At 45.4% G+C, this 26,068-nt stretch carries 18 protein-coding genes; 6 read left to right on the top strand and 12 right to left on the bottom strand.

Features of this window, described 5'->3' with window-relative positions:
* Positions 1-216: 216 nt before the first annotated feature.
* The 4 genes from HOP38_RS23850 (at position 217) to HOP38_RS23865 (ending at position 6,549) form a co-directional block, all read left to right on the top strand.
* Positions 217-2,196, top strand: a complete 1,980-nt coding sequence (locus HOP38_RS23850; protein WP_198559163.1) for an acetoacetate--CoA ligase — start codon at positions 217-219, stop codon at positions 2,194-2,196.
* Between the two features lie 211 nt (positions 2,197-2,407).
* Positions 2,408-3,136, top strand: coding sequence for a glycosyltransferase family 2 protein (locus HOP38_RS23855; protein ID WP_038227235.1), 729 nt, complete (start codon positions 2,408-2,410; stop codon positions 3,134-3,136).
* A 54-nt stretch (positions 3,137-3,190) separates the two neighbouring features.
* Positions 3,191-4,483 (top strand): LssY C-terminal domain-containing protein, encoded by a 1,293-nt coding sequence (locus tag HOP38_RS23860; RefSeq protein ID WP_198559164.1) that lies wholly within the window; start codon positions 3,191-3,193, stop codon positions 4,481-4,483.
* A gap of 557 nt (positions 4,484-5,040) precedes the next feature.
* Positions 5,041-6,549 (top strand): DUF3360 domain-containing protein, encoded by a 1,509-nt coding sequence (locus HOP38_RS23865; protein ID WP_006070865.1) that lies wholly within the window; start codon positions 5,041-5,043, stop codon positions 6,547-6,549.
* 321 nt (positions 6,550-6,870) lie between these two features.
* On the opposite strand, the gene HOP38_RS23870 is transcribed toward HOP38_RS23865, so the two are convergent.
* The 6 genes from HOP38_RS23870 to HOP38_RS23895 all read right to left on the bottom strand — a co-directional run bounded on the left by HOP38_RS23870 (position 6,871) and on the right by HOP38_RS23895 (position 18,377).
* A complete protein-coding gene (locus tag HOP38_RS23870; protein WP_198559165.1) occupies positions 6,871-7,194 on the bottom strand; it encodes a hypothetical protein in 324 nt (107 codons plus the stop codon).
* On the bottom strand, positions 7,187-14,176 hold the full coding sequence (locus tag HOP38_RS23875; RefSeq protein ID WP_198559166.1) for an RHS repeat-associated core domain-containing protein: 6,990 nt from the start codon (positions 14,174-14,176) through the stop codon (positions 7,187-7,189). Before HOP38_RS23875 ends, HOP38_RS23870 begins: the two co-directional genes overlap by 8 nt.
* 10 nt (positions 14,177-14,186) lie before the next feature.
* Positions 14,187-14,711: a hypothetical protein gene (locus tag HOP38_RS23880; RefSeq protein WP_198559167.1), complete on the bottom strand. Its 525-nt coding sequence runs from the start codon at positions 14,709-14,711 to the stop codon at positions 14,187-14,189.
* A 12-nt stretch (positions 14,712-14,723) separates the two neighbouring features.
* Entirely contained in the window at positions 14,724-16,208 is a 1,485-nt protein-coding gene (lnt, locus tag HOP38_RS23885) for an apolipoprotein N-acyltransferase (protein WP_198559168.1), read from the bottom strand.
* Between the two features lie 552 nt (positions 16,209-16,760).
* Positions 16,761-17,738 carry a hypothetical protein gene (locus HOP38_RS23890; RefSeq protein ID WP_124941416.1) on the bottom strand — a complete coding sequence of 326 codons (978 nt, stop codon included), beginning with the start codon at positions 17,736-17,738 and terminating at the stop codon, positions 16,761-16,763.
* 168 nt (positions 17,739-17,906) lie between these two features.
* A complete protein-coding gene (locus HOP38_RS23895; RefSeq protein WP_198559169.1) occupies positions 17,907-18,377 on the bottom strand; it encodes a TetR/AcrR family transcriptional regulator in 471 nt (156 codons plus the stop codon).
* 484 nt (positions 18,378-18,861) lie between these two features.
* Here HOP38_RS23895 and HOP38_RS23900 point away from each other — a divergent pair, with 484 nt between their 5' ends.
* Positions 18,862-19,701, top strand: a complete 840-nt coding sequence (locus HOP38_RS23900) for a helix-turn-helix domain-containing protein (protein WP_198559170.1) — start codon at positions 18,862-18,864, stop codon at positions 19,699-19,701.
* Positions 19,702-19,770: 69 nt separating this feature from the next.
* On the top strand, positions 19,771-20,355 hold the full coding sequence (locus tag HOP38_RS23905) for a GNAT family N-acetyltransferase (protein ID WP_198559171.1): 585 nt from the start codon (positions 19,771-19,773) through the stop codon (positions 20,353-20,355).
* Between the two features lie 24 nt (positions 20,356-20,379).
* Here the strand turns inward: HOP38_RS23905 and HOP38_RS23910 are convergent, their stop codons facing one another.
* The 6 genes from HOP38_RS23910 to HOP38_RS23935 all read right to left on the bottom strand — a co-directional run bounded on the left by HOP38_RS23910 (position 20,380) and on the right by HOP38_RS23935 (position 26,068).
* Complete coding sequence (locus tag HOP38_RS23910) at positions 20,380-21,072, bottom strand: DNA alkylation repair protein (RefSeq protein ID WP_124941424.1); 693 nt, start codon at positions 21,070-21,072, stop codon at positions 20,380-20,382.
* Between the two features lie 100 nt (positions 21,073-21,172).
* A complete protein-coding gene (locus HOP38_RS23915) occupies positions 21,173-21,523 on the bottom strand; it encodes a GlpM family protein (protein ID WP_006070831.1) in 351 nt (116 codons plus the stop codon).
* A gap of 3 nt (positions 21,524-21,526) precedes the next feature.
* Positions 21,527-21,883 carry a hypothetical protein gene (locus tag HOP38_RS23920; RefSeq protein WP_006070829.1) on the bottom strand — a complete coding sequence of 119 codons (357 nt, stop codon included), beginning with the start codon at positions 21,881-21,883 and terminating at the stop codon, positions 21,527-21,529.
* A 171-nt stretch (positions 21,884-22,054) separates the two neighbouring features.
* Complete coding sequence (locus HOP38_RS23925) at positions 22,055-23,074, bottom strand: LacI family DNA-binding transcriptional regulator (protein WP_006070828.1); 1,020 nt, start codon at positions 23,072-23,074, stop codon at positions 22,055-22,057.
* Between the two features lie 7 nt (positions 23,075-23,081).
* Complete coding sequence (locus HOP38_RS23930) at positions 23,082-24,932, bottom strand: hypothetical protein (protein WP_198559172.1); 1,851 nt, start codon at positions 24,930-24,932, stop codon at positions 23,082-23,084.
* Positions 24,933-24,970: 38 nt separating this feature from the next.
* Positions 24,971-26,068: an ABC transporter ATP-binding protein gene (locus HOP38_RS23935; protein ID WP_124941426.1), complete on the bottom strand. Its 1,098-nt coding sequence runs from the start codon at positions 26,066-26,068 to the stop codon at positions 24,971-24,973.

Raw genomic sequence — 26,068 nt, forward strand, 5'->3', positions numbered from 1 at the left:
ATTAACAACTTTGTTACATTAAGCCTATGTGCGGAGAAATTTGCTGACAATAATTCAATCAGACTCTAATGCGCATCGCGGTGTAACAATTTATTTACATTTGAACGAATTCTTTCGACTTATCAATATATTGTTTTCAGCTCCCTCAATTTGACGTATTGAGGATTCGCACTAAAACTTAATCACAATTCATCGCATTAAGTACAAAGGAAGCGCATGCCAAATAACGACATGGATCACATCCCACTCTGGTCGCCTTCTCCCGAGCGAGTCGAGGGTTCTCATCTCAAAGCCTTTATGCAAGTACTGGAACAACAAGGGCTCAGCTTTAGTGATTATGCTCATTTGCATCAGTGGTCCATCAGCCAGCCAGAGTCCTTTTGGAATGAAGTATGGGATTATTGTGGTGTAGTTGGAGACAGGCATGCACCGAGTTGCCAGTTAGGTTCGCCAAAATGGGACAAACCTGTCGTCGCTAGAGACACGCTCTGGTTCCCCAATGCGACATTAAATTATGCCGAAAATCTCCTAGCTTACGGCAAGGCTCACCCTTCTGAACTTGCTATTTACTTTCAGAACGAAAATCATCAGTCGTCTCACCTTACTTGGCAGCAGTTAATTGAGCAGGTCTCCATCGTCCAACAATGGCTTATTGAGTTGGGTATTGCTGAAGGCGATGTCGTAGCGGGCTATTTGCCACATATTCCTCATACAGTTATCGCCATGCTCGCAGCAACTAGTTTAGGTGCGATATGGACTTCCACCTCTCCCGATTTCGGCGTGGACAGTGTCATCGAACGGTTTGGGCAAGTTGAACCTAAAATCCTATTCTGCTGCGACGGTTACCATTTCAATGGCAAGGCTTTCGGAATAATTGAGAAAAACCAAAGCCTTATCGACGCTCTGCCTTCGATTACCCAAGCTTGCCTGATTCGCTATTCTGACCAGCACGATACTCAAATGGAAAATGCCGTGGATTGGGACTCCCTAGCACGGCGTTTTTCGCCTATGCCAGTCGCCTTCCATCGCGTTAAGTTTAATGCACCTTTATTCGTTCTCTACTCTTCGGGGACAACAGGCAAACCAAAATGTATTGTGCATTCTGTCGGTGGCACTACTATCAACCACTTGAAAGAACATCAACTCCATTGTGATATCAAGCCCCAAGACCGCGTGTTCTATTACACCACTTGTGGTTGGATGATGTGGAACTGGCAAGTCTCTGCCTTGGCATCGGGGGCAACATTGGTGATATTTGATGGCAGCCCTGTCTATCCCAAAGTAAACACCCTTTGGCAACTCGCTCATAAAGCTGAGGTCACTCTGTTTGGTACATCTGCAAAGTACCTCGAGACTTTACAAAAGCTCCATTATCAACCCAACGAACACTTCGCTTTACCACGACTCAAAACGCTGTGTTCAACAGGCTCCGTACTTTATCCGCAACAGTTTGATTTCGTCTATGACGCGATAAAACCAGACTTGCATCTGGCTTCTATATCAGGGGGAACCGATATTTGTGGCTGTTTTGTCTTGGGTAACCCTGTGTCCCCAGTCTACAGAGGAGAATGCCAAGCACCGGGACTAGGGCTGGATGTAAAAGTATTCAATGAACAAGGTAAGAGCGTAATTGAACAGCGTGGAGAACTGGTATGTCGCAACAGTTTTCCCAATCAGCCTATCGGTTTTTGGAGCGATAAGGGCGAACGCTATCACAATGCGTATTGGGCTGAATTCCCAGGTGCTTGGAATCATGGCGACGATGTAATGCAAAGTCCTACTGGCGGTATGACCTTTTTTGGTCGAAGTGACGCTACTCTTAATCCAGGGGGCGTAAGGATCGGCACAGCTGAAATCTATCAGCAAGTGAATCAACTTGCGCAGGTGATCGATTCAATTGCCGTTGGTAGAAACCGAGATGGGAACGAAACCGTGGTGTTGTTTGTGCAACTCAAAGATACTGAGACATTAGACGACAACCTTAAACAACAGATTAAACAACGTTTAAAAGCACATTGCTCCCCTCGCCATGTTCCTTCTGAAATTTATACCATTAGTGAAGTACCACGCACCAAATCAGGCAAATTGGTGGAGCTGGCGGTGAAACAAACACTTCATGGGCAGCACGTGAAAAACAAAGGGGCGATAGCAAACCCATGGGTGTTGGATGAGGTAAAATCTCTCTCACTTCCTTAGGTCTTATAAAAGCCCTTTTTTATGAGTTCTTCCATTTTTTACAACGAACCCAAACGAAACATAAAAAAGAAAAAAAGGACAGATAACAGGAAAATTCCAACTAATCCTCTGAAAATTAACCGAATATGAATTGCCTTCTCATCAAAGGTTAAGCACAGCCACTTCATAATCCAATCATCAACAAACACCTAATGAACAAAGGGACTGGATTATGAAACCACTAAGCATTGTTATTATCACTCTTAACGAAGAGAAAAGAATCGCTCGTCTACTCAGTGACTTAAGCTGTCAAACCTACCAAAACTTCGAGGTGATTGTCGTTGACTCCAACAGTGATGACCGCACTTGTGAAGTGGCCGAAAAATATCGTCCAGCCCTTCCTGAACTGACTGTTCACACAATGGAAACACGTGGTGTCAGCTTAGGACGCAATACCGGCGCTAAGTTAGCCAAACATGAACGACTATTATTCTTAGATGCTGATGTCCGCTTAGACAAAGACTTTATAGAGAAAGCAATGACCAAGCTTGAAGAAGAGAAGCTTGAAGTTGCGGGCATTTATATGGGTTCGCGTAAGCTTGCTCCCGCCTACAAAGCAGGTTACGGACTCTTCAATGCAGGGTTATTTACCACACAGTTCTTTTTCCCAACCGCCGTGGGTGCATGTATTTTCTCTACCAAACGTGCTCATGAGGAAATTGGCGGATTTGATGAAAGTATCGTGCTATGCGAAGACTGTAACTACGTCAAAAAAGCCGCTAAGACATGGCGCTTTAGATTCTTACCGCTGAGCTTCCAGTTTGACCCACGCCGCCTTGAGCAAGATGGTTTCTTCAAAATGGGATTCACTTATTTCAAAGCCAATGTTCGCCGATTTTTCTTTGGCGAAATGCGCAACAACGAAATGGAATACAAGTTCGGTCACTACCAACAGCAGTAACCAATCATACAAATCCAATCAAAACGACAAAAACTAAGGACGTAAGGAATCGTTATGTTTGAGACATTGGGACTGTTTCTCGGCTCTTTCTTTGACGCAGTCATTGGCCCTAACCTCGTGGTTCCGGGAGAACCCTTTATGATTGCCGCGGGATATCAACTTTATAGCGGTGGATATCTCGCTGTTATCGCGGTACTAATTGGCGGCTTGCTCGGTGATCAACTTAGCTTCTTCATTGGTCGTCATTACGGTTTTGGCGCACAAAAGAAGCTCCTTCGCTGGCAGCCAAAAATACGCAGACCGCTAGCTCGATGTCGCCTTCTTATGAACCGCAATTCATTCTGGGTGATTGCCTTTGCAAGGCTACTAGGCCCTATCGCTTGGGTTGTGCCATTTATGGCAGGGACCAACCATATTCGTTGGCTTAAATTTTCTCTGTATGCCTTGATAGGTTTATTGTTGGGTGTGGGGCAATTTGTTGTTTGGGGCTACCTGTTAGCCGCTGGTGTGGACAATGTGCCAGTGTTAGGTGAGATGGCGACCTTCATCTCAGAACACAAATACACGTTAGGACTAAGCATAGCGTCCTTAGCTCTATTCTATTTTGGTCTTAAAAAGCAGTGGCGTTATGCTTGGCTAAAAGCGAGCAGCTTTCTGCTAGTAGGCATGTTAGCACTCAACTACTCGCACTTTTTTTGGTTCAGCGACGATACCGTCGTCACCACCACTACCGACACTCAAAATAAAGTGGTTGATGTCAAAGGACTCAACTTTAAGGTTTTCGCGGGGCAGTCGTCGATTTACTCAGCTCAAGCAGTAAACGTGGTCTATTTGGGTGAAACTCCTAAGAACCTAATGAAGCAGCTAGGGTGGATTGAAAATAAAACATTCTCGCGCAGCGAACTTGAATTCTCCGACTACGTCAATTTGCTGAAAACTAAAACACCACCGGTCTCCGATTTGATGTGGAACGGGCAGCCACAAGATCTTGCGTTTCAATTACCGGGAACGCTAACTAAACGCTCGCACATTCGATGGTGGAATGCAGGTATAGACAAGCAAACCAGAGAAACTGTATGGGTAGGAGCACTTAGCTATGATAACGGCCTAACAATCACACCATATAGCGGTATTATCACCATCTTGCACAGCGTGGCTCCTGACGTCGACTCCGAGCGTGACAAGCTCAAGCAAAATGTATTTCGACTAAACGCTCAGTGGAATGCTGAGAATCTTAAGCTTGCTACTGTGACAGCAAAAAACGACAGTCACGATTATTATACCGATGGCAAAGTGCTTGTTGTGTCTCAACAAATGCCTGTTAAGAGTTTTACGAATGTCTTTTAATGTGCAGGGAATCTACAACAAACTCATACTCCTTCGAAGTCACTCGAAACGCTTCAAGTGGGGCATAAGATTTCTGTAAATCTCTTGTCCTATTTCGAGCTCAATGTTCATACCAAAACCTGTGTTCCCTTAAGAACGCAGCTACACAACTTCTTTAGGGTTAAGTCATTCCTGTAGAGGCAGGAATCTAACTACAAGCCCCCGCTGAACCATATGCTCCACCTCAGTTAGTTTTTAAGCAAGATTCCGGCATGGTATTACGGTGCTTACCTAATGTAATCAACCAGTTCGTAATTTCCTGATTCAGTTCCATAGAACTCCACACCAAAGCTAACATTGGCAGCCGCACTCTACGACTAATGTCTAACTGTCTGAGACTATTTGTTTTTTTTCGATTGGTATAAGGTACTAACAACTGATTTTCAGGCGTCACAAAAAGAGTCCTCGAGTCTTTGCCGCAGAAAATATATAGACAACTACTCGCGTAGTCTTCGTACAGTGAATAAATAACGTTGGTTGGAAAAACACACCTTAGAGTGTGAGCGAAAGGAATCAAAATGAGCAGTACTATAGAGTCCGTGCATATACGAACAGATAAGCCTCAGGTCAACGAGGATGAACTAACTTATGAACAACAGCATAAACCAAGATCGAAATTTGATAGCCGAGAACAATATTTAGAGCATGAATTACAAATCATGGCACCCAAACGCTGGCGTGCCAATCTGCCGTTTAAAGATTATCGATTTGAGCTCGAAGATACTATCCCAGCTATGGCCGCTACTATTGGTAAAGTAGTTATGGTAGGAGCCATTGCAGCCACCTTTGCTGGAGCACTTGGGCTAAATGAAGGCTTTGTTTTGGAAAATGTTCGTTATGAACTACTCATTGCATCTGTTTTCATTATTCTTTTCTCAGGGTTCTTATTACCGACTGCTAATCTCGCAGGCACACACGGCCCGCTAATCCCTTTAATTCCTATTGTCGTCGCTGCAGGCGGGCACCCTATGGCTTTTGGGTTGCTGATTGGCGCTTTTGGCTTAATCTTAGCCATCAGTAAAGGCGGCAGCATGTTGGCAAGTCTCACGAGTAAAGGCGTGTGTGGCGGTCTATTACTCTACCTTGGCTTTGTGGGAACCGTTTCTCAAGTTAAAAAACTGTTCGCTTGGGCTGAAGGAATAGGCATGAGTCATATTGCGTTTGTCGTGATCTTTTGCACAATTATTTTGTATGCTTTGCTGGAACATTTTCGCAAGCGTTGGCTAGCCGTCCCTCTTAGTTGCTTGTTAGGTGGTTCGTTAGCTTTTGCCATGGGCGCTCCGTTTTCTTTTCAAACCGAGCCTGGGTTACCCAATATGAACCCTATGTATTGGTGGGGAGAAGATACTGGCTGGATGCTCGGCTTACCCACAATTGAACATTTCATGGTGGTACTGCCCTTTGCTATTTTAGCAGTGGCCATGTGGTCGCCAGATTTTTTAGGGCATCAAGTGTTTCAAAAAATCAGCTATCCAGAACGTACAGAAAAAGTACATATGAACATTGACGATACCATGACCACAGCTTCAATTCGTCAAACATTCGGCTCTTTGCTTGGTGGTACAAATTTTACTTCTTCATGGGGCACTTATATCGTGCCAGCCGCTATAGCTAAACGCCCTATTCCTGCCGGCGCCTTGCTGACAGCACTGTTCTGTATCATAGCGGCTGTTTGGGGCTACCCTATGGACTTAGCTATTTGGCAACCTGTACTTTGTGTTGCGTTAGTTGTTGGGGTATTTGTTCCATTGCTAGAAGCAGGAATGGAAATGACGCGCGAAGGGAAAACCACACAATCAGCGGCTATCGTTGTCTTTTCTTCCGCACTAGTTAACCCAGCATTTGGCTGGTCTCTAACCATGTTGTTAGATAACTTAGGCTTAGTCGGTTGTAAAGAACGTAGCGGTGAGCTGAGTAAAATGAGCAGATGGGTATTGCCTGGAGTTATGTTTATCGTGCTAAGTAGTGTGATGGCGTTGGTTGGTCTTCTACCAGGGATACCAGCGATTATCCCAAGTTTTCGTTAACCTTTAGACAATCCCATTATACGAGATAATAGTTTTTCTAACCTGATAGAAACGGTTTAGTTCAGTGGTTCTAAATCGTTTCTGCTTCTTTGATATTACCTACCAGTAAGCTTTCAAGTCTAAGTGCTGGCGATGTAATGCCACCACTATCCCCACCACCTCAACCGAACAGAGCAAAGGTGGTGGTTATCAAAACAATGATAGTTTTCATTTAACTTCCTTGAAATAGAGCCAAAATAGATGATTTGGCTCCTTTATCTCTAACTATAGTTTTTGAGCATCGGTGCTAATGTATTTTAATTGTACCGGAGTTTTTCTAAATCAATTATTAGCTTCTAACTCTTTTAATCCATTCCATGATAGCCACCCCATCATTAAACTGGATGGTATCGCTACGACAGAAGGAGATACCATCCATCCAAAAATAAACGTCACAATCAAGATTGAGATTAATCGGCCTAGATAAACTAAATTTCTTTTAGCCAAACTTAATACATGCGCCTGAAATAATCCTATTGATAAAAGCACTGCAATTATCAATAAGTACAATTCTCTTTTTTCGTAATATAGGATCCCAAATGGGATAGACATTACGCTTACTGCTTGTAAAGCTGCTTTCTGGTATATCGCCTTAACTTTAATCATTAGTTCCCTCATAATTGTTTGCCGCTTCAGAGAACATAAATCCTGTAAACTTACCATAAGAATCCATGATTATTAGAGTTGGTAATTCAAACTTATTAGGTAACGCTTCGACTGCATATTTAGGCAAAAGTACCCCGGAAACCACACTATTCATGTAACTCACACCCTCGACCAAATTCGCATCATCAAGTTCTACATCTATGAGCAATGCAGTGCCCGATGAGACTAACGACGTTGCACCAAACACTGTAGCACAAGGTATATTTGCTGCCATAAGACAAGCCGTAGCTATACCATCTGTAGTGTTACTGATATTTGAAATTCCCCCTCTAATTTCCCTTAAAGTTGTTGGTCCAGAGCGCCTATTCATTTCTTTCATACGAGCGATATCATTGTATAGGTACACTGTGATAACACTTATAGCAGAACCCTGTATTGCATCACGACTACTCGCCCCACTGGCCACAGCTGCGATCCCTGACACCGCAACGATGCCACCTACTTGAGCGACTTGGCTTTGTTGGAAGTTCTTATGAACCACCGAACCACCCAGCTTACCAATGGTGCCACTGATAAAGCCCTGACGGAAGGAGCCACCTCGCAGTTCATTGAAACCACCTTGAACCACACCATGACCTAACGCTTGAGTCCCCTTACCCCAGTCCTTACCTATACCATGGCCCACTTGCCAGGTCGCCATGGCCGAAAAACCGCCTAACACACCTGCTTGAAGGGCGGACCCCATATCCCCGGTAGCAATCACATTGGAGGTAAAGGACACCGTTGCACCACTGGCCATGGCCGCTTCCATGCTCGCCATACCAGAGAATATTTCTCCAGCCCCAAAGCCCATCATAATCGACCCAATAACCATGCCCACTGTTCGTATCATGGGGTTGTCAAACGTCGACGCAAACAGTGCAATAGCTGCGCCTACCACAAATTGCCAGTAATGGCCGGTAGGGTCGTTGTATTTCACTGGATTGTTTAACACATAGGCGTAACGGTTGTAGCTTTGTGATAATCCTGGGGCTGGCACCATGCTGTCGGCGCTCAAGAAGCGCCCAATCACTGGATCATACAAACGGGCATTCATGTTGATGAGAGTACTTTGACCTCCCACACTCTGGTGTCCCGTAAACCCGCGCATCTCAGCATTGGTAAAGAGTGGGTTAGCGTCAAGCTCAGCCGCTGCAATTAATTCACCAAACGGCGTATACCTACGTTCTAGTTGAACTTGACCATTGGGGTCAGTGATAAGATCAGCACTGCCTAGCGCATCACGATGCAAATACGCAGTACGATCAATTTGCTTTTCACTGCCTTTGAGCGTTTTGATGTGTTCAGCGACGGCGACACCATCGGCGAACAAGCGATGACGCATGGTGGTGGTTTTAATACCACTGGCGTCTGTACTCACGTCCAACTCATACTCCGGGCTTATCACATAGGTGGTGATACCATGGGTGGTGCGTTTGATTTGCTCCTTCTCACTGCCGTACTCGTAGTGTGTCACCACACCATTATCGTTAACACGGGTCGCTTTATTAAACGAGTTCCAGGATAAAGTTCGACCACGTCCAGTGGTCATATTGCCGTTGGCATCATACGTATAACTGCCGTTAAGCTGACCGTTCTCTTTTACATCAAACTGGCCTTGTGATGACTTGTAAGTCAGGTTACCGTAGACATCGTAGCGATAATCTCGAGTAGCATAACTGGCGGTGTTATTGTCGCTGTACTGCCAACCTATCAGACGGTCGAACTCATCGTATTGGTAGCGCTCCTCTTGACGACGAACCTCGCTTATCTTCTCAATCACATTATTGCGCGCATCAAACGTATAACGGAGGTCGCGAAGATATTGATTGCCCATACCTGTAGTAATGCGTTTGATGGTGCCACGTGCACGATCAAGCTCTCTACGAGTCAAAAGGCCGTTACCGAAGAGTTCACCTGATACGCGTCCGAACACATCGCGACTGGTCGCCAGCCATACTATTTCGTCGGTTTCATCGTCCAATCTGGCATCGAGCGCGGCTTGAATCGCTTTCTCCGCTTCCACCAAGTCTTCGAGTTCAGCGGTCATGGCAGCCAGTGTGTCGGTTTGGCTTCGAGCTAACGACGCATAGTGGTTAGCTTGTGCCAACAGTTTATCTGCCTGAGCTTTCGCTTGATTTGCGTGGTGCTGGTAATGATTGGCCTGCGACTGCTTTTGATGCGCTTGCGCGGAGTAGTTATTAGCAATCGCTTGGTAGTGTGCCGCCCACTGATTGTAGATTTGTGTAAAGTTAATTGACGAGCTAGGACCTGAATAGCAGAATCCGCCTAATTTACCACCCGGTGGAACACAGAAGTTTTGATGTACCATCCAAGCTGGGATTCTATCCACTTTATTTTCCCAACTGGTGCAATTGCCTTTCCAGTTCTTGTTAGTGCAACGACTGAACTTATAGTATGCGTACCCATTTTCAGTCTTGTAGTGGGTGAAAACTGTATTACCAAACCGGTGCCAATACGCGTTAGCTTTATTTCGGTAATGTTGGGCTTGAACAGCATTCACATGCGCCGCATGAAATAGACCACTCGCTTCGCTGCTGAGTGCGTTTGCTTGCGCTTGATAACCGGAGTACTGCGACAACAATTGCATCGAGGCTTGTCGCAAGCGCTCAGACTCTTCAATGTAGAAGAGCGCACTTTGCTCAAGCTCATGCGCTTTCACTTCAAGCTCAATGATACGCTCAGCGGTAGCCTGAAGCGCTTCCTCTAACTGAATGTACTGCGCATCCCAAATATCGGAGTAAGGAATACTGAGCCGTTTCAATGCTCCATTAATATCATAACGTCGGTCGATATTAAGCCCTGATGGGTAGGTCACACGGTCAAGACGACCCTGATTATCGTAATGATATTGGGTGAGGTAATCTTTACTATCGAGCGTTAAGGTCATGGACGTTTTACGGCCCTGACTGTCATAGGTATAGCGGCGCTGACTGTTTGGGTTGTTGGTGTTATCCAGCTGTCCTTTACTTTGTGTGTCATACCTCCATTCAGTACGTCCCTCAGGTCGGACTTCTGCGACTTTTCGCCCCAGTTTATCGTACTCAAAGTGGACTTTTTGGCCTTTGGCGTCTTGTTGCCAGATGAGTTCACCAAATGCATTGTAACCATAGGTCCAATTACCCGTTGCAGGGTCGTTGAGCTGTATTTTGTTCCCCAGTTCATCGTACGCCAGTGTGGTGATAAGGCCGTTTGCATCCGCGCTAATGAGCTGCCCTTGGGCATCATAATAGTAATACAGTGTCGAGGTGCCATTTTCTTGGACGCTCACCGTTTGCCCCTTCGCGTTCATTGTGTCGACTTTATCACTACCCCCTGGCAAGGTGGTCGTCACCGTGAGCCCTGAGAAATGGGTTGTGGCGTCCAGCATTTGTCCATCTTCAGTCGGTTTACGCTGCAAGGTTACGCGTCCCAAAACGTCAAACTCGCTACGCCTCCAGTAGGTCGCATCTCCGGCAAACAGTCCCTCAAAGTAAGGAACGGTTTCACCAATGCGTTGCCCCCACTTATCGTAAGCGATGTCGACCATCACCCATTTATTGTTGGCATTAAGCTGCTTGGTGCGAACCTCTCGACCAAATCGATCAAAGTAGGTCACGCCTTTGGCCCCTTGAGAAGTCTCTGTGGTCACCATAAACACACTTCGGTCACCAAGCACCATGTTAAATTGGTCTAAGCCAGCATCGGCGCCATCACTCCAATGGTAAGCCGTCTTTACCCACTGCCCATTCGCATCCGTGCGCTTGGCTTCACGACAAAATGCATCGTACTCAAAGGTGGCACTTAAGCCGTTGGCATCCGTGATTCTTGAGGGCAGTGCACACCGTACGTCGTATTCAGTGGTCACACTGTGGCCTAATGCATTGGTGTGCTTCGTTACGCGGCCAAAGGCATCATATTGAGTTTGACTTGAGCGTGACTCGCCACTGCCTGATACACGTTCACTGGTACGAAAGCCATTAGCATTGTAGGTAAACGCTTGGGTAAGCGCCAAAGCATGGTCAGGGGCTTTGATTTGCTCAATGAGCGCGCCAGTTTGTGTATCGTAGTGGAACTCACTGCGCCGGGATTGTGTGTCACTGCCATTAGACTTAGTGACCACGATGCTTGTCGGCTTGCCGATAAGCCAGCGCACTGCATCGTGCTGATACGTGGTGGCGGTCTGCTCTTGAAACTCGGGGCCAATACTGCCTCGTGTCACCACTGTTGTATCACTTGGGTACCCATAAGCATCATACCCTTGATACGAGGTTGTGGTTTGTGTGAGCAGATTGCCATTCAAGTCCCAGGTTGTGTTTTGCTGCTCACGCAGCACTGGCCATGTTTTTCCTGATATGGGTGATGGTAGAGTTTGGTATTGATAGTGCGTGTAGGAGGTACGTTGCTGACTCGTTGTGATAGCGATGCTCGATATAAACGGCGTCTTGTCCTCATGAAAATCAAACGTCGTCAGCGTTGTTTGACGTCCATCATCAGAACTAATGGCCCCAAAACCTAAAATACCATCATCGATATCAGCGTAATAACCAGAGTAGTGATAGCTTGTGCTGTTAATGCCACCCAGCCCATCGTCTTGAGTGATATGGCTCACCACTGTACGGTTAGGTGCAAGGCCCACGAGACCGGCTTTCGAGCTTCGAGGCGTAAATACCGTAACATCACCCGTCATGCCGTACTTAAATGTGGTAGTGACACCAAGACCCGATGTGACGGATTTCAGTTTTGCTAAAGGTTCGTACTCATACGACAAACACGCTAGACCGTCCATGGAGCGGTAGCAATCGCCAGTTAAACCATCACCATTGGCATCAATACCTGCTTTAAAGGGACCATAGGCATGATTTACCGCGGTGGAACGAACCGTCATGGTGAGACCAAAAAATCGGCGCACCCAGTTACCGTGAGAGCTACTTTCTGTAATAAACTCCAAATTAGGGTGAATGTTGGCCATCACCTCTGGCTCTGAGAAAGTCGTCCCGTTGCCATACGCACACATCAACCGCTCACCCAGGATGTAACACATGTCAGCTAAACCATCGAGGTTACGGTCATGCCAGGTGACCGAGGTTTCTAGAATTCGACCATCCACACTGTTGGCCCAATCATTCTCATCGAGAGTTACGCGTTCTGTGGCGGTCTGTAATGTAGTACCGGTATTCTGATGACACACATAACGATTGCCGTGTCGATAACAGAGTTCTGGCAGGCCATCACTATTGAGATCACTGAGTGTGAAAGTGCGAGCGAGTTGCTCCACTTGGTCGACATCACGGTCATACTGAGACTGACTGAGTGACGTGCTTGCCGTGTGGTTAAGCCCCATTGGGAACCCGCTCGCCCATTTAACGGCCGGACCGAACGCCAGCAGGCCATTCGACATTCCTGTGCCTTGTGCACAATACCATACCCCATCTAGCTTCATGCCACACAGGTCGACAAACCCATTGCCATTGATGTCCAAAAATTGAGGGGAAGGCAGGTTAACGGGTTCATAATTCGTGTAGGGTGAGCGAGGTTTGTAAGTTTTTTCTAAAGGAAAGCCTTGAGTGGTCAGCGTAGATTCATTTGAGAGACCGTTACTGGTATTTCTCGCGCAAACCACTTGTGACGCTTCAATACGGCACACGTCCGGTAGCCCATCTTTGTTGACATCCAAAAGGCGCACCGCCTCATCAATGGTGAAATTCCTGCTCCAATAACGTCCAGGTTCAAAACGTTGATTGTTTTGGTTCAGTGCGCAGAAGAAGCCTTGTTCGTTAAAAGCGCACACATCCAAACGGCCACTATTGTTGATGTCGATGAAAGAGAGCGACGCATGATGCTGAGGCTCACTCCACTCACTCCCTTGGAAGTCTGAGCTCCATAACCTAGCTGCGCCAAATTGCCCTAGGCCGGTGTTTTCTTTACACCATAGTCCATTGTCGAGATAACACATATCTTGACGACCATTTTGATTGATATCTCCGGCAATGAATCCTTTAAAATCGGTGTTGCTAACCAGTGTGCTTTGCAGCGGCTCGACATGCGCATACGGGTTGCTCTCCCACTCAAAACTGTGAGCCGGTAAACAATCGCCATCACTTCCACAGGTTTTCACCGAAACAAGCCTGGTATAAGGTTGCGCGGCAGAGTCGATAGTCTCATAACGAAGCGGTATGGAGCGAACCGATTGACCCTTACGCTCAATACGGATGGTATTGAGTTTTTGGGCTAAAGTTCGAGAGTGACCAAACTGATAGGATGTCAGGACGTCAGGGCGAGTACCATAGTCCATCTCGATAGCGACATCGGCATAACGAATCGACACCAGATAAGTAAAGCCTTGGTCTTGACGATAGTGGTACGTGATCGCGTTAGTAAAGCGGTCCGATTGCTTGGAGAGTTTCCACTCTAGAGTATGACCTTGGGCTTGTGTGCGAGCACTCGTTTGTTCGCCATAATCAGAGATAAGCCCATCGGCCGAATAGACTCGCCAAGAAGACGGCCCAGACGATTCACTGCCCACTGCGACAACTTTGGTTTGTGGGGTCGTCGACAGCCGATATTCACTTCCCGCACGACCACGTTGTCCAGAAGTCAGGAACAGCCGTTCACCATCCAAGCAATAGACATCCGTATTATCGAGATGCACTCCACCTTGTTGCCCATCGTCTTTTTGGGTTTGTGCACAGCGGGTGATGCTCGACAGTCCAGTGAGCTGTACACCGAGTCCAAGCGGTCCATTTCCAGAGCCTTGGGTGTAGCGAAGCCCCAAATGTGGCGTCATATCATTCACGCCTTCTGGGACAGGAAAGTGCATCTGATAACTGGCTCGCCCTTGAGTCGCGCTGGCCTCGCCAGTGAGCTCACCAACGGCATCGCCTAACACCATTGCCGGTGTGCCAAGCCCAGTTAAAGCCATTCCTAGCAATAATCCTTTCATGGCATCCTCCTTATTGACTTAGGCGGTCAAACCGCTGCTCAATGTCAATTAAGTTGGTCTCGATACGCTCCACCTTTTGCTCTAATGCCACTTGTGCGTCACTGCGTTTTTCTGGGATTTGCAACGTTGGGTCGTACGCCAATAGGACACCTTCTTCTTCCAAGTCGGTTAGAATTTGGCTGGCTCTGGCCAACATCAGTGAAGGTGACTCACCTTGTGACAACGCTTCCTGAGTTTCTCTATTGAGCTCAGCAAGGCTTTGTGCAATGTTATCATTAAAGGCATTTAGCTCTGCGATGGCCAACGCTTGTCGACGCTCGTTCTCAGAGTCATAACGCTGAGTTTGAGCCTGAGAATTGTCGTTATTTGGCGTATCATGCCAATCAAGTGGTGGCTGTGACATATGAGAAGAGACCGTATTAACCGGTTTGCCAATTCTTTGTTGCGATAGCGGAGTAGAGTCTTGAAAAAGCCCCACTCCCACGACGAGGGCCACACCGAGTCCGATGCCAGCACCTAACCAACGAGGGTTCATAATTGATTTCCTTCATTCTGATTTAAAAATAAAGCGCGTTTGCGTAAAACATTGGCGAGGGACCAATAGCGTCATCATGATGACGCCAAGGAAAAGCCACCCTAACCATTCGCTACCCCAAGTGGTGTATCTCGTCTGAGATAACGAAATAGGAACATCAACATCGAGTGAAGCAGTGTGCGCCTTAGGCGTCTTGTTCGCGACCACTCGTCCTTGAGAATCAATGAATGCCGTAAACCCCTGATTCGTGGAATAAAGGAGAGGTTTACCCATTTCGGCTGCGCGTACTTGGGCAAGCCTCAGTAAAAATCGTTTTACCCATAGGGCATGTGTCCAAGCCACATCACCAAGCAGCACCAAAACACCGCTTGGTTTATCGCGTAAGGAACGTAAAAACACATTGGACTGAAAGGCGTCATAACATATCGCAAGGGCGATTGCGCTGTCCCCAATAGAGAAGAGAGCCGATGAGTTAAACCCTGACACTACATCTTGGCCTCGAGATAACGGGACGGATTGAAAGAGTTGGCGAAACCATGGTGGACGAGCTTCGCCAAAAGGCACTGGATATCGCTTATAATAGATAGGTTTTGCATCGCGGCTTTGAAAAATGACATTGTGAAGATGCTGGCCATTTCGATACAGACCGCCGTAGAGTGCTGTTGTACCCGAACTTGAGAGTGTTTCAAAAGATGGCGCTATCCACTTATCTACATCTTGGTAGGCAACCGACAACGTCGACTCTGGCCAAATCACCAACGATGGTGCGTCAGTGCCCTGTGATAAGGCCGTAAACTGCTCCACTCGAGCAATTACTCGCCCTTTAGAGCGCTTCTCTTCATCGGAAAAGTCGCCGTGAATGAGGCGCACTGATATCGTCTCAGACTCTGTGCCTGAAGCCGTCAACAATGAGTTTCCCACCCACAGAGTGAATGACACAACAGGAGGGATAAGAAGCAGAATAATATCAGATTGCTGTAATCGCATGATTGCAAAAGCACTAAGACTAGCGATGCTGTAAACCAGAAAAGCGCCGCCAAACGTGCCAATGGTGCTGAGCCAACCTGAGAACCCAACATCCAACAGAAGCAGCCCAGGGTTGAGCCATGCGAAGGAAAAGTCTGTATGCTCTCTTGCCATATCAAGCAAGGCCAGAACGAAAGGGAGGACAAAAAGCGTTCGCTTGGCCGACAGGAGATGGGTGATTAATGGAGGCAGTAGGAAACTCACCGCCAATATAGAAATTAAGAAAGGCCACAATCCATACTGTATCCACGTCGCTTCTGGGTATTCACTACGGAGGTAGCCTCTTACCCACCATAAGGACGTACCGTAAAAGCTAACCCCTGCGGTAAACCACAACTTAAGACGCCCCCATAATGAGGTGCAATGATGGTTTGCGAGTATGAGAGCGCACCAGGCTGTCAGTACAAACCAAAGCGCATAGTGTGCACTTTGATAAGCAAGCGCTAGCCCACTTCCAATGATTAAACCCATCACATTATCGACCTGCCTTCATTATGAACTCGATTACATATTACTCACCCATCAATGTGCGCAGAATCAAATAATATTTATATTACTTGATATGAGACCGACTTCATATTAAATATCCAAATAAAAACACTTTATAAAGCTAATACTCTAAGCAATACTCGCACCACCATTCGAACTTCACTCCTTGGATCTTATTGGAAATGCAGCGAATTTTGATATTTATAGTTGACCATATGACAACTGAAGTACGCAGATTCGACGTTTTTCAATTGGTGCTAGGTGTATATTTTTCTCGTTATGGCCAGTATTGACTGAGGGGTTATAAATCCCTTGAGTTAGATAGTGAGAAAAATTGAGTCTGCGGACTGTTCCTGCTAGATTTACTTTGATACATCGTTACTGGAGATTTTGATGATCTGGATATCTGTAAAGATACTGCAGATAGGAATTGTCTACGGATACAGGAAGTATCATAAATCAAAAAGAGCCTCATCATGAGGCTCTTTTTGTTTGTAATCAATTGTATTATATATGGTTATTCAAATTTAGTTATTAGCGTGATGCGTAAGCTGCTTTAGCTTTCTCACGCGTCCAACCATTCTTAGTTCGACGCTCTTGGCGAATGTCACTACGAGACCCATCGGCATTGTTTCGTGCAGCGTCACGGATACCTTTACTATAACGTAGAGATTGGAACTTATTGTACATAGTCTTCTGTTCAGGAGTTCCTTTACCGAAACCATTAACTAACTGGTCAAGCAGTGAAACATAGTCAGTATGGTTAACATTGATGTTGTTAATTGCTGCCATAGCGAGTACTTTTTGGACAGGTTGAAGAGCATCAATGTTAGTGAACAAATCTTTTACAGCTTTATCGAACTCTTCTGGAGTAGTCTCGGTACAATCCTTACAGGTAGCCCAACGCTCCATATACTGCATCATTGTCTGGATAGAAGAGCGAGTCTCATCATTCTGAGCCAATGCATAAAGTTTGTTCCAACCAGCTTGGTCGCGAGGGTCTAAGATCTTAAGAGGACTCTTCCAACTCATATCCAAGTCATGCTCATCCTTGATTGGATTAACCTTGATAGGCTCATCCACTGGCTCACCAGGCATAACTTCAATTGGGTCTACACCGAAACCAGGGTCAATGGGAGTAATCACCACATCAATAGGTTCGATTATTATATCTTCAGGTGGAAGAGGATTAACTACAATTGGTTCCTCTATTGGGTCAGTACCAGTATCACCATTGTTGTTAGCAATATAAGCGACAGCCAATACCTTGAACTTCTGCTCATCAGTTAGCTTTGGTTCACGAGGAGGAACTACTGGTTCAGGAACGATAATAGGTTCAATGTCTTTAGTGTAGACATATGTAGAACCGCCTTCTTCCATCAAACAGATGCCTCCTGAAGCGTATGTAGCAACAGGACATAGCTCAGTACCTTTTTCTTTTGTTAATTCAGTAGCACTTGTACCGAAAGAAGTCGCTACCATGAATACTGAAGTTAGAATTACTTGTTTCATACACACACCCATAAACGTACTAGTACGCATTAAGTTTTAAAAAAAACGAAGAAGGACATGCCTGCTCCGTATTGATGAGGCCAATCTTAATTGGTACTAGTACGCATTGCAAGCGATTTTTTATAAAAATAATCAGTGGACATGTGCTTTTATTCTTAACGTTTTGTTTTATATCTGCATTTTTAGGTAAATTATTTCACCAAAGACTATTTTTATTGCCATCTTTGCATCATCTTCACCGATATTTTGTGCCAGTATTTGCTGTAGTCGAAGTACTGAACCTCTAGAGTGAGGGCTTGTCCCATCTTTCAAGATATTGTCGAATAGCATCTCCACGACTTCTTTGAATAAATGCTGCTCTTCATCTTTGTAAGCTTTTAGCCATGAATCGATGAACCCTTGCTTTGTAGAAAAATCTAAAAGAGGGATAACTAATGGAAACACTTTTCCTTGGAGAGCCGTAGCGAACATAATGTTGCTTGGGTAGTAGGCTTGGATACTACTCTTTCGTACACTAAACTCTTTTGCTAATCGATCATAAGTGACTGATCCCCAGCCTTCATTAATAAAGATTGAGAAAATCTTATCATCCATGCTTTGTTTCTTTTTTGCTTTTTCTTCAGCGGATATCTTGGCCATATAGAATACTTGTTTGTTACTGCTATCGTATGATGATAACAGATACAAACCATTAATACGTGCTAGTACTTAAAAAATTAACAGTTCTCTGATATAGCAAATAGGATTTGGAATTAGAAGAAGTATCTGATTGGGAGTGAAGACGCTGAAAGTCAACAGTCCCCGTATAGCACGTAGCGCAGGATTCTCAGATCAGTGTTACGTAACCAGTTATGGTGATATCAAGTATGCGCGTTCAGACAACACTTCATTCTACTCGACCTTGGCGCTTTTCATTATCTGAAGTCAACCAAGATTTACGAGATTAGAAAGTTCAACGACAGACTTTTGTTCAAAAACAAGCTTGAACCAACCAATTTAAGTATTAGCGAGCTTTATCACTAATGAGAGTGCCACTAGCGGCAGTACAACACATACCCATACCAGCTACCCACAAATTAAATTACAATTAACCCAAAGCCCCTAAATCAACAATACGGTATCAATGATCACTTGGAAGCAGTCCCTTGAAGGGTACGAATGGTTAATTCATCAAGTTTGGTATCTAGAGGTTAAACCTAACGAGGTAATTAGTTCGCCTCCACAATTGATCCCAAACCCGAGGGCTCATCTGCTATTTACGCCACCGGAGCAGCGGTACCATTATGACAATGGCGAACAGGTAATGAGTGGGCAAGGTAGTCATTTACTCTCGGCCTCCGAACACTTGTTGCTAATGGATGATGTTGCTCCTTTAAGGCGCATTGGCATCACCTTTCAACCTAACGCACTTTATTTACTCAATCCACAATCCTCTGAAATACTAAATCAATGTGGCTGGTACGATTGGTTAACCTCACGCTTTGACAAGTCATTTCAGGCTTCGTTACTCGACTGTATATCTCAACAAGAAGTCGTCGGTTGCATAGAAAAGCAGCTTGAATATTTAGGATTAAGCTATCAACAAGACAAAGCCCATTCATTAGTTTCTAAGGCTCTCTCCGTTATCGCTAACCAACTAAATAGTGATGAAGCCAGCGAGCTAAATGTTGAACAACTGGCGCAAGATTGCAATAGCACTCGGCGCACGCTTGAGCGGCACTTTCGCCAAGTTATGGGGCTCAGTATTAAGAAATATCAATCAATGCTAAAGCTGGAACAGATGGTGCTCGCATTATACCAAGAACTAGGGCCTGTGGATTGGGCTGCATTCTCTCAACGATTTGGTTTTAGCGACCAATCGCACCTCATAAAACAACTCAAACAGCAGATTAAACGAACACCGAATCGCTACCTGAATCAACGCGACCTTACTATAGACATCTATGGCGACTTTGAGACGTAATTTGTCGCAAAAGTACAATTCATCTTTGGAAGAGTTCATTAACATGGCCTGCAAATAACGAGGTAAACAATGTCATATTCAAAACTAAAACACGGCGAGTCAGTACCGTTTAATGAAATGCTATCTATACAATTGATCCAACAAAAGGATCTCGTCGATATCTTCAAGATGTTTGACGACGAAGAAGTAAATCAATACCTATTTTTTGCCCCAGCAGACCAAGCCTTATACCAGGGATTTTTTGCTCCCATTGTTGAAGATACTGAAAAAGCGCTCGAAGAGCAGCGCTGGCCCGATAACCCAACGTTTGTCATTCGAGACCATCAAGGGCAATACATGGGGATGACTGCCATCACCCAAGTTATGTTCTTAGAGGGTAACCACGAGGTAGGTTATCAGCTTCCAAGGCTCGCTTGGGGACAGGGTATTGCTACCCGTGCATGCCAACTAATGACGGAATTGGCATTCAATGAACTTAACAGTCATAAAGTCTGTGCTGACTGTTATGGTTCAAATGTTGGCTCATACAAAACGTTAGAAAAGTGTGGCTATGTCAGAGAGGGCGAGCATGCTGATTACTACAAAACCACGCAAGGTTTTGACTCTAAGTTGTTTTATGGCATGACGAAACAACAGTACTTAAAACGTACCTAAACGTTTCTGTAGCATATGGAGTGGTTAAAGTGTTCGAATAATCTGCTTACTCTTTAACCACTTCAACCCTTCTCGCTTCGCTATCCCTTCAATTCGTTCTGTTTCTATAAATCGCACGACAGATTCTGCATCGGTTTTTGAATATTCTCGTAATGCCCAACCTATTGCCTTTTGGATGAAGAACTCTTTATCTGATTGGTTTTCTCGGATCAATTCAAAAAGCAAAGCTCTATCGGTGTTTTGCTTGAATTTTAACTGATAGAGGAGCGTTGAACGTCGCAACCAGATATTTTCCGACTGCCGCCAATTCCCTATGACTTGCGCAGTTTCTTCGGGAAAGCGAACAAAATAACTCGCCAAAATATGTGTTGCTAGCATATCGACAGTGTCCCACCATGACTTCGTGGTTAACCAGTGCTCTAAGTCCTTTAACATCGCTAACGGTAATTGAGTTTTGAGTTTGATAAGCAAGTCAACTGCGACCATTTGGAACTCTCGCTCGGGCTGCAACCATAGCTCATCAATCACACCTGAAAGCTCATCCAAAGAAGGAAGTTGGCTCTTGGTAAATAACGTCTTTAAAGCTGCTCTTCGCGGCGTAGACTGAATACCGTAGAAGGTATACTGGTCACGCATGTAGGCTTTCATAAAGCTGGCGTTTTCAGCGTTTGCCAATGGTTCTAATACTGCTTTTACTGTTTGATTCCATGGGTGCATATCTTCAACACTCCTCCTACGAATTATTCAACCATCTACCAATCTGAGGAAAAAAGCTGTCTAAAGCGTACACTACCCCTATGACTAAAGACCACCTGAATTAAGTCGCAATCACCATGGTTCTGTTCCACACTCCCAATAAAATGGTTGCGAAAAGAACCCATACCATAACAGCGGAAACTAAGGTCCCACTTAGAGTTAAGAAGTAGCTGAAATAGTACACAGCCAATAGATAGGCGGCATACGGGAGTAATGAATAGATTCCAAACAGTGCCGTCATACGAAGCGCTTCCATATTGCGCTCAGTACCCACGATGTAATGAGCGATAAGCGCAAAGCTAGGAAATAGTGGCACTAACCCAGCGATATAGAAACTTTTACTTTTCGAAAGAATCGCAATAAGCAAAACCGCTAGAGATCCAATCAAGCACTTAATAAACAAGGCGATCATTGGTTAAGCCAAATTGAAGAATAGCTCGTCGTCGGTCATGTATTTATGCTTACTGCCTAAGTTGCGAACATGCATAAACATAAATTCCGGGAAAGCTGGAGCTAGCAGGTCGTTTGGCTCCCACACTACTCCACCAACAAACACATATCGCCCTTGCTTCTCTTCATGGTGGTGAGGGTTATTCAACTCGGTAGAGAGTTCGGCTCGTGCGCCATCTATCACGCACACCACTTGCCCACGAGCAACACCAATCACTCGATTCACCAAGTTGGCTTTCATTCCACACTTCCATGCTTGACGAGTAGCCCACTCAAAGCCGAGTTTGCGAACACCTTTGTGCACGTTGACGATTAAGTTCATTGCTTGCGATCCATGATTGTCGGTCATAACAAGCATCAGGTTAGAGCGGATGGTAAAGACTAGCGAGGAATAGGTAGAGGTGAATTCTCAGCCGATGGTAAAACATGCAAACAATCGTAGCATTAATGAGGCAGCCTACCATTGTTTAAGCTGTAGGCTGCCCAGTTTGGATTAGGTTAATGACTTGTTTGTGATTTTGTCAGATTGACGAGACACAATTTCCGCTTCGAACCAGTTTTGAATCTCAAAACCCTTGTTCTCCAAACGATTAAGCATCAGTTTGGCCATTTCTTCGCCCACACTATGCGTATCGTAATGCAAGGTTGTGATGGAAGGTTTACTGTAACGACTGTGCTCATAGTCACCATAGCCGGCAATCGCAATATCGACACCAGGCTGATAACCAAGCTCCTCACAAGCAGCTATAGTACCTAACGCCATGGTGTCATCAGCACACAAGATCGCCGTTGGGCGATGAGCTAATGACAATACCTCTTTTGCCATCTTGATCGCGTCTTCTTCGTTCAGTTCACCGTTGAGCAATAAACGGTCATCTGCACATAGACCGGCCTCTTCCATAGCCTTAACATACCCTCGCTTACGAGCTTGAGAGAGCGTCAATTCAATAGGCGCGTCTAGGAAAGCAATACGCGTATGTCCATGCTCTAGCTGACGTTTTGTCATTTGATAAAAGGCATGTTCATTGTCAACGTCGACAAAGCAATCTTCCTCAAAGCCGATATCGTAACCATGACAGATATAAGGAAACTGCTTCTGTTTTAGCATGGCAATACGTTCATCATTGCTGCGTGTACGAACAATAAAAAGCCCATCGATCAGGCCACTTTCAATGAAATCTGAGTAGACCTTATTCTCATCTTGGCAATCAGCAATCGTTGTTACGATCAGTTGGTAATCATGACGAGCAAGAAATGCTGAAGCTCCCGCCAATACTTTTGAGAAGGCGGGTGAAACGAACATCCGCGAGTTTGCCGGTAGAATGATACCAACGTTTCTTGATTTACCAGATGCGAGACGCTTCGCTGTTGGGTTAGGTTTATAGCCTATCTCTTTTGCCGCAGCCAAAACCTTTTGTCGAGTCTCTGGGTTTACATCGTTGTATCCATTTAACGCCCGCGAAACGGTAGATTTAGAGAGCCCTAAATGTTCTGCTAGTTTTTTTATCGACATAATATCCTTAGCACTCACTGACCAATAGCTGACAACGACCGATAGAGGTAACCGCTTGTGGCGTCAACACTCCGTCCTTCAATTGTGAATAGTATTCTTGCCAACCTTTTTGATTGGAGATGACCTCATTCTCTAAATCATTTTTACAATAATTCAAGCAGTTAACCAAGCGGTGTGCACCATCATCTAAGTAATCTTTGTTTCGATAGCAACCTTCTAACATAAACCTCAACAGTGCAAGTGCGATTGGTGTTTTCGAGACAAACGTACCGGTAAAGGGATACAGTTTTTCCTTTAGCGCTTCAATTCCTAATGGATGCTGTTTAGCGTAGCCACTAAACAGCAGCACTCGTTCAATATCACCGAGCACCTTTCCAGCCTCCGATACTTCCATGACTCGCCCCGCAAACGCTTCTTTATCGTGACGCATAATCAACCCAGGTTGATGACTGTACGCAAGGTAATGATCATCGATTGGGTTAGCTAAGGCTGACAATATAAATGCCTGATCTTCAGCTCGATGGATAAACGTTGGCGTATAAGGTTGGAACTCATACAGCGCGTCAATCAAGATTCCATTGGTTCCACCTGTGACGTGCACACGCTGGATGTCATATCTCTGGCTGATGACTTCTTCTTGAGTGGATAGAGCCTGCCCCCAACGAGCACAGAACAGCTGCTCAAACATGGCATAATCACTGCCCGTCGGCAGCGTCACATCAGGGGTAAACAGACCCACGTGAGCATCGCTTTCATTGACCAGTCCACCAGCAATCATGCCCAGTTTGACTTTGTGACCATTGTTATCAACAGCGCTAGCACCCCAATTAGAATCCAAAAAGTGTTCAAACGCAGATTTGCCCGTTTCGTTGATGAGCATGGTTTGGTCGAACACTTGGTCAAGGTCAATTTTGAATGTGGCTTTGAGCTCTGGGTTCACTGCTTTTTGCCACAAAGGCGCAACAGCTTTAAGGAAGCTATAGTGTCTTCCATATGCCCCGTTTACTCCAAATACACCTTTAAGATCATCACTCGCCTCTGGAAATGCATGACGCAGCACCTCAAGACATTCACTTTCACCAAAAACGGCTACATTGAGGTGTTTGAGGTTAAGGTGCGTGTTGATCTCAAACTCGACATACTGCTTCGCAATGTCGGCCAGCGCAGGGTGTGTCACCGAGCATGACAGCACGATAGTTGCCTTAGCGTCTGGTGCAAGGTTGCCTCGGTCTACTTCCCCAGACAACGCTTTATCAAGGTGCTTTAAACCGTAAAGGATCTCATTCTCTTCGGCAGAGATACCAACAGGAATTGGATGATCGTACCAATACTGTTGCTGCTGATTTTGAGCCTGCTGTAAGGTTTGATGGAAGCACTCCCCCAAAGTTAAGTGGCTAACATCATCCCCTCGGAGTGGCACACCCAATAACACATTGCTCGTGAACAAGACCTGTTCAGCGACATCTGTAATCGCCTGTGACGACTTGGTCATATTATGCAGAGTTCGATTGCGGTGAATATCCTCTCTTACCTTTTCGGGTGTCGATTTAGCCACTATAGCTTCGGGGCTGAATAGTTGCCACAGAGGATTATCGCCTTTGGGTAACTCATCATAGTTATGTGAAAGCTCGGCTTCAGCGTCCGGTACAAACGCATCTAAAAACTCCAAGACAGGATGGTGTTTATTTATGGTAAGAAGTTCACAGGCAACATGATATTCAACATGGTCAGACTGCTGGCTAATGAACCACGCGTGACAAAGCTGACTTGAAAGATCAGAGCCTTTTAATAGGGAAAACTGATTGTTTACGTTGAGATATTCACAAATTTTCGGCAATAGAGACATATTGGCATCCATAAAAATCCCCTTCACAAACCTATGAAGGGGATTAGCAATTAAAGGCGTTGCTCTGTTTTCACATCAAACAGAAGGACACGAGATAAGTCGACGAGCAAGTCCATTTTTTGGCCGCGTGTTACTTCTGAACGAAGGTCCAAGCGTGCTTTCACGTTCTCTTCTCCCAACTTAAACAACACTTCTTTATCAAACCCCATCGGTTCAACTAGGTCGATGTTGATGTTATCGAAGTTAAAGGTTGTTTCACTCTCTCCAAAGAACTCCTTGTCATTAAAAAAGTCTGGACGAATGCCCACTTTTACGGCAAGTCCTTCCGCCGGCACAGACTCATCAAAATGAACTCCGGTCAGCAGGTTTCTAGGCAGTTGATATCCCCCTAGTTCCAGGTACTCGTTGTAGAGCGTACCGTCCATGATGTTCATTGACGGAGAGCCAATAAAGGTCGCAACGAAAATATTGACTGGATTGAGGAAAATCTCCATCGGAGAGCCGACTTGCTCAATAATACCATCGCGCAATACCACCACTTTATCCGCTAGCGTCATTGCCTCGACTTGGTCGTGGGTAACATAAACACTGGTGCGGCCAAATCGGTTATGGATTTGCGCAATCTCGGTGCGCATGTGGTTACGCAGTTTAGCATCCAGATTTGACAAAGGTTCATCAAACAAGAAACAGTCAGCATCACGCACAATTGCACGCCCCATAGCAACACGTTGGCGCTGGCCACCAGAAAGATCAGCAGGCTTTCTCTTGAGATAATCTTCCAGCTTGAGCATTTTGGCAACATCTTCCAACCGGCGCTGGATCTCCGACTCTTCCATCTTTAAGCGGCGTAGAGCAAACACGATGTTCTCTTCAACGGTTTTGTGCGGATACAGTGCGTAGTTTTGGAACACCATTGCGATATTACGATGTTGTGGTTCGACATCGTTAACCACTCGGTCACCAATAGTGATCTCACCTGATGTCGCCTGCTCAAGGCCTGCGATCATGCGTAACGTCGTCGATTTACCACAACCCGATGGGCCAACTAGCACCACGAATTCGCCATCTTCGATATCAAGACTGATGCTTTTTACAACCTTGGTGTCACCGTAGTTTTTAACAATATTTTTTAATGAAATAGAAGCCAT

This window comes from Vibrio mediterranei (genome assembly GCF_013364395.1).
Lineage (GTDB): Bacteria > Pseudomonadota > Gammaproteobacteria > Enterobacterales > Vibrionaceae > Vibrio > Vibrio mediterranei.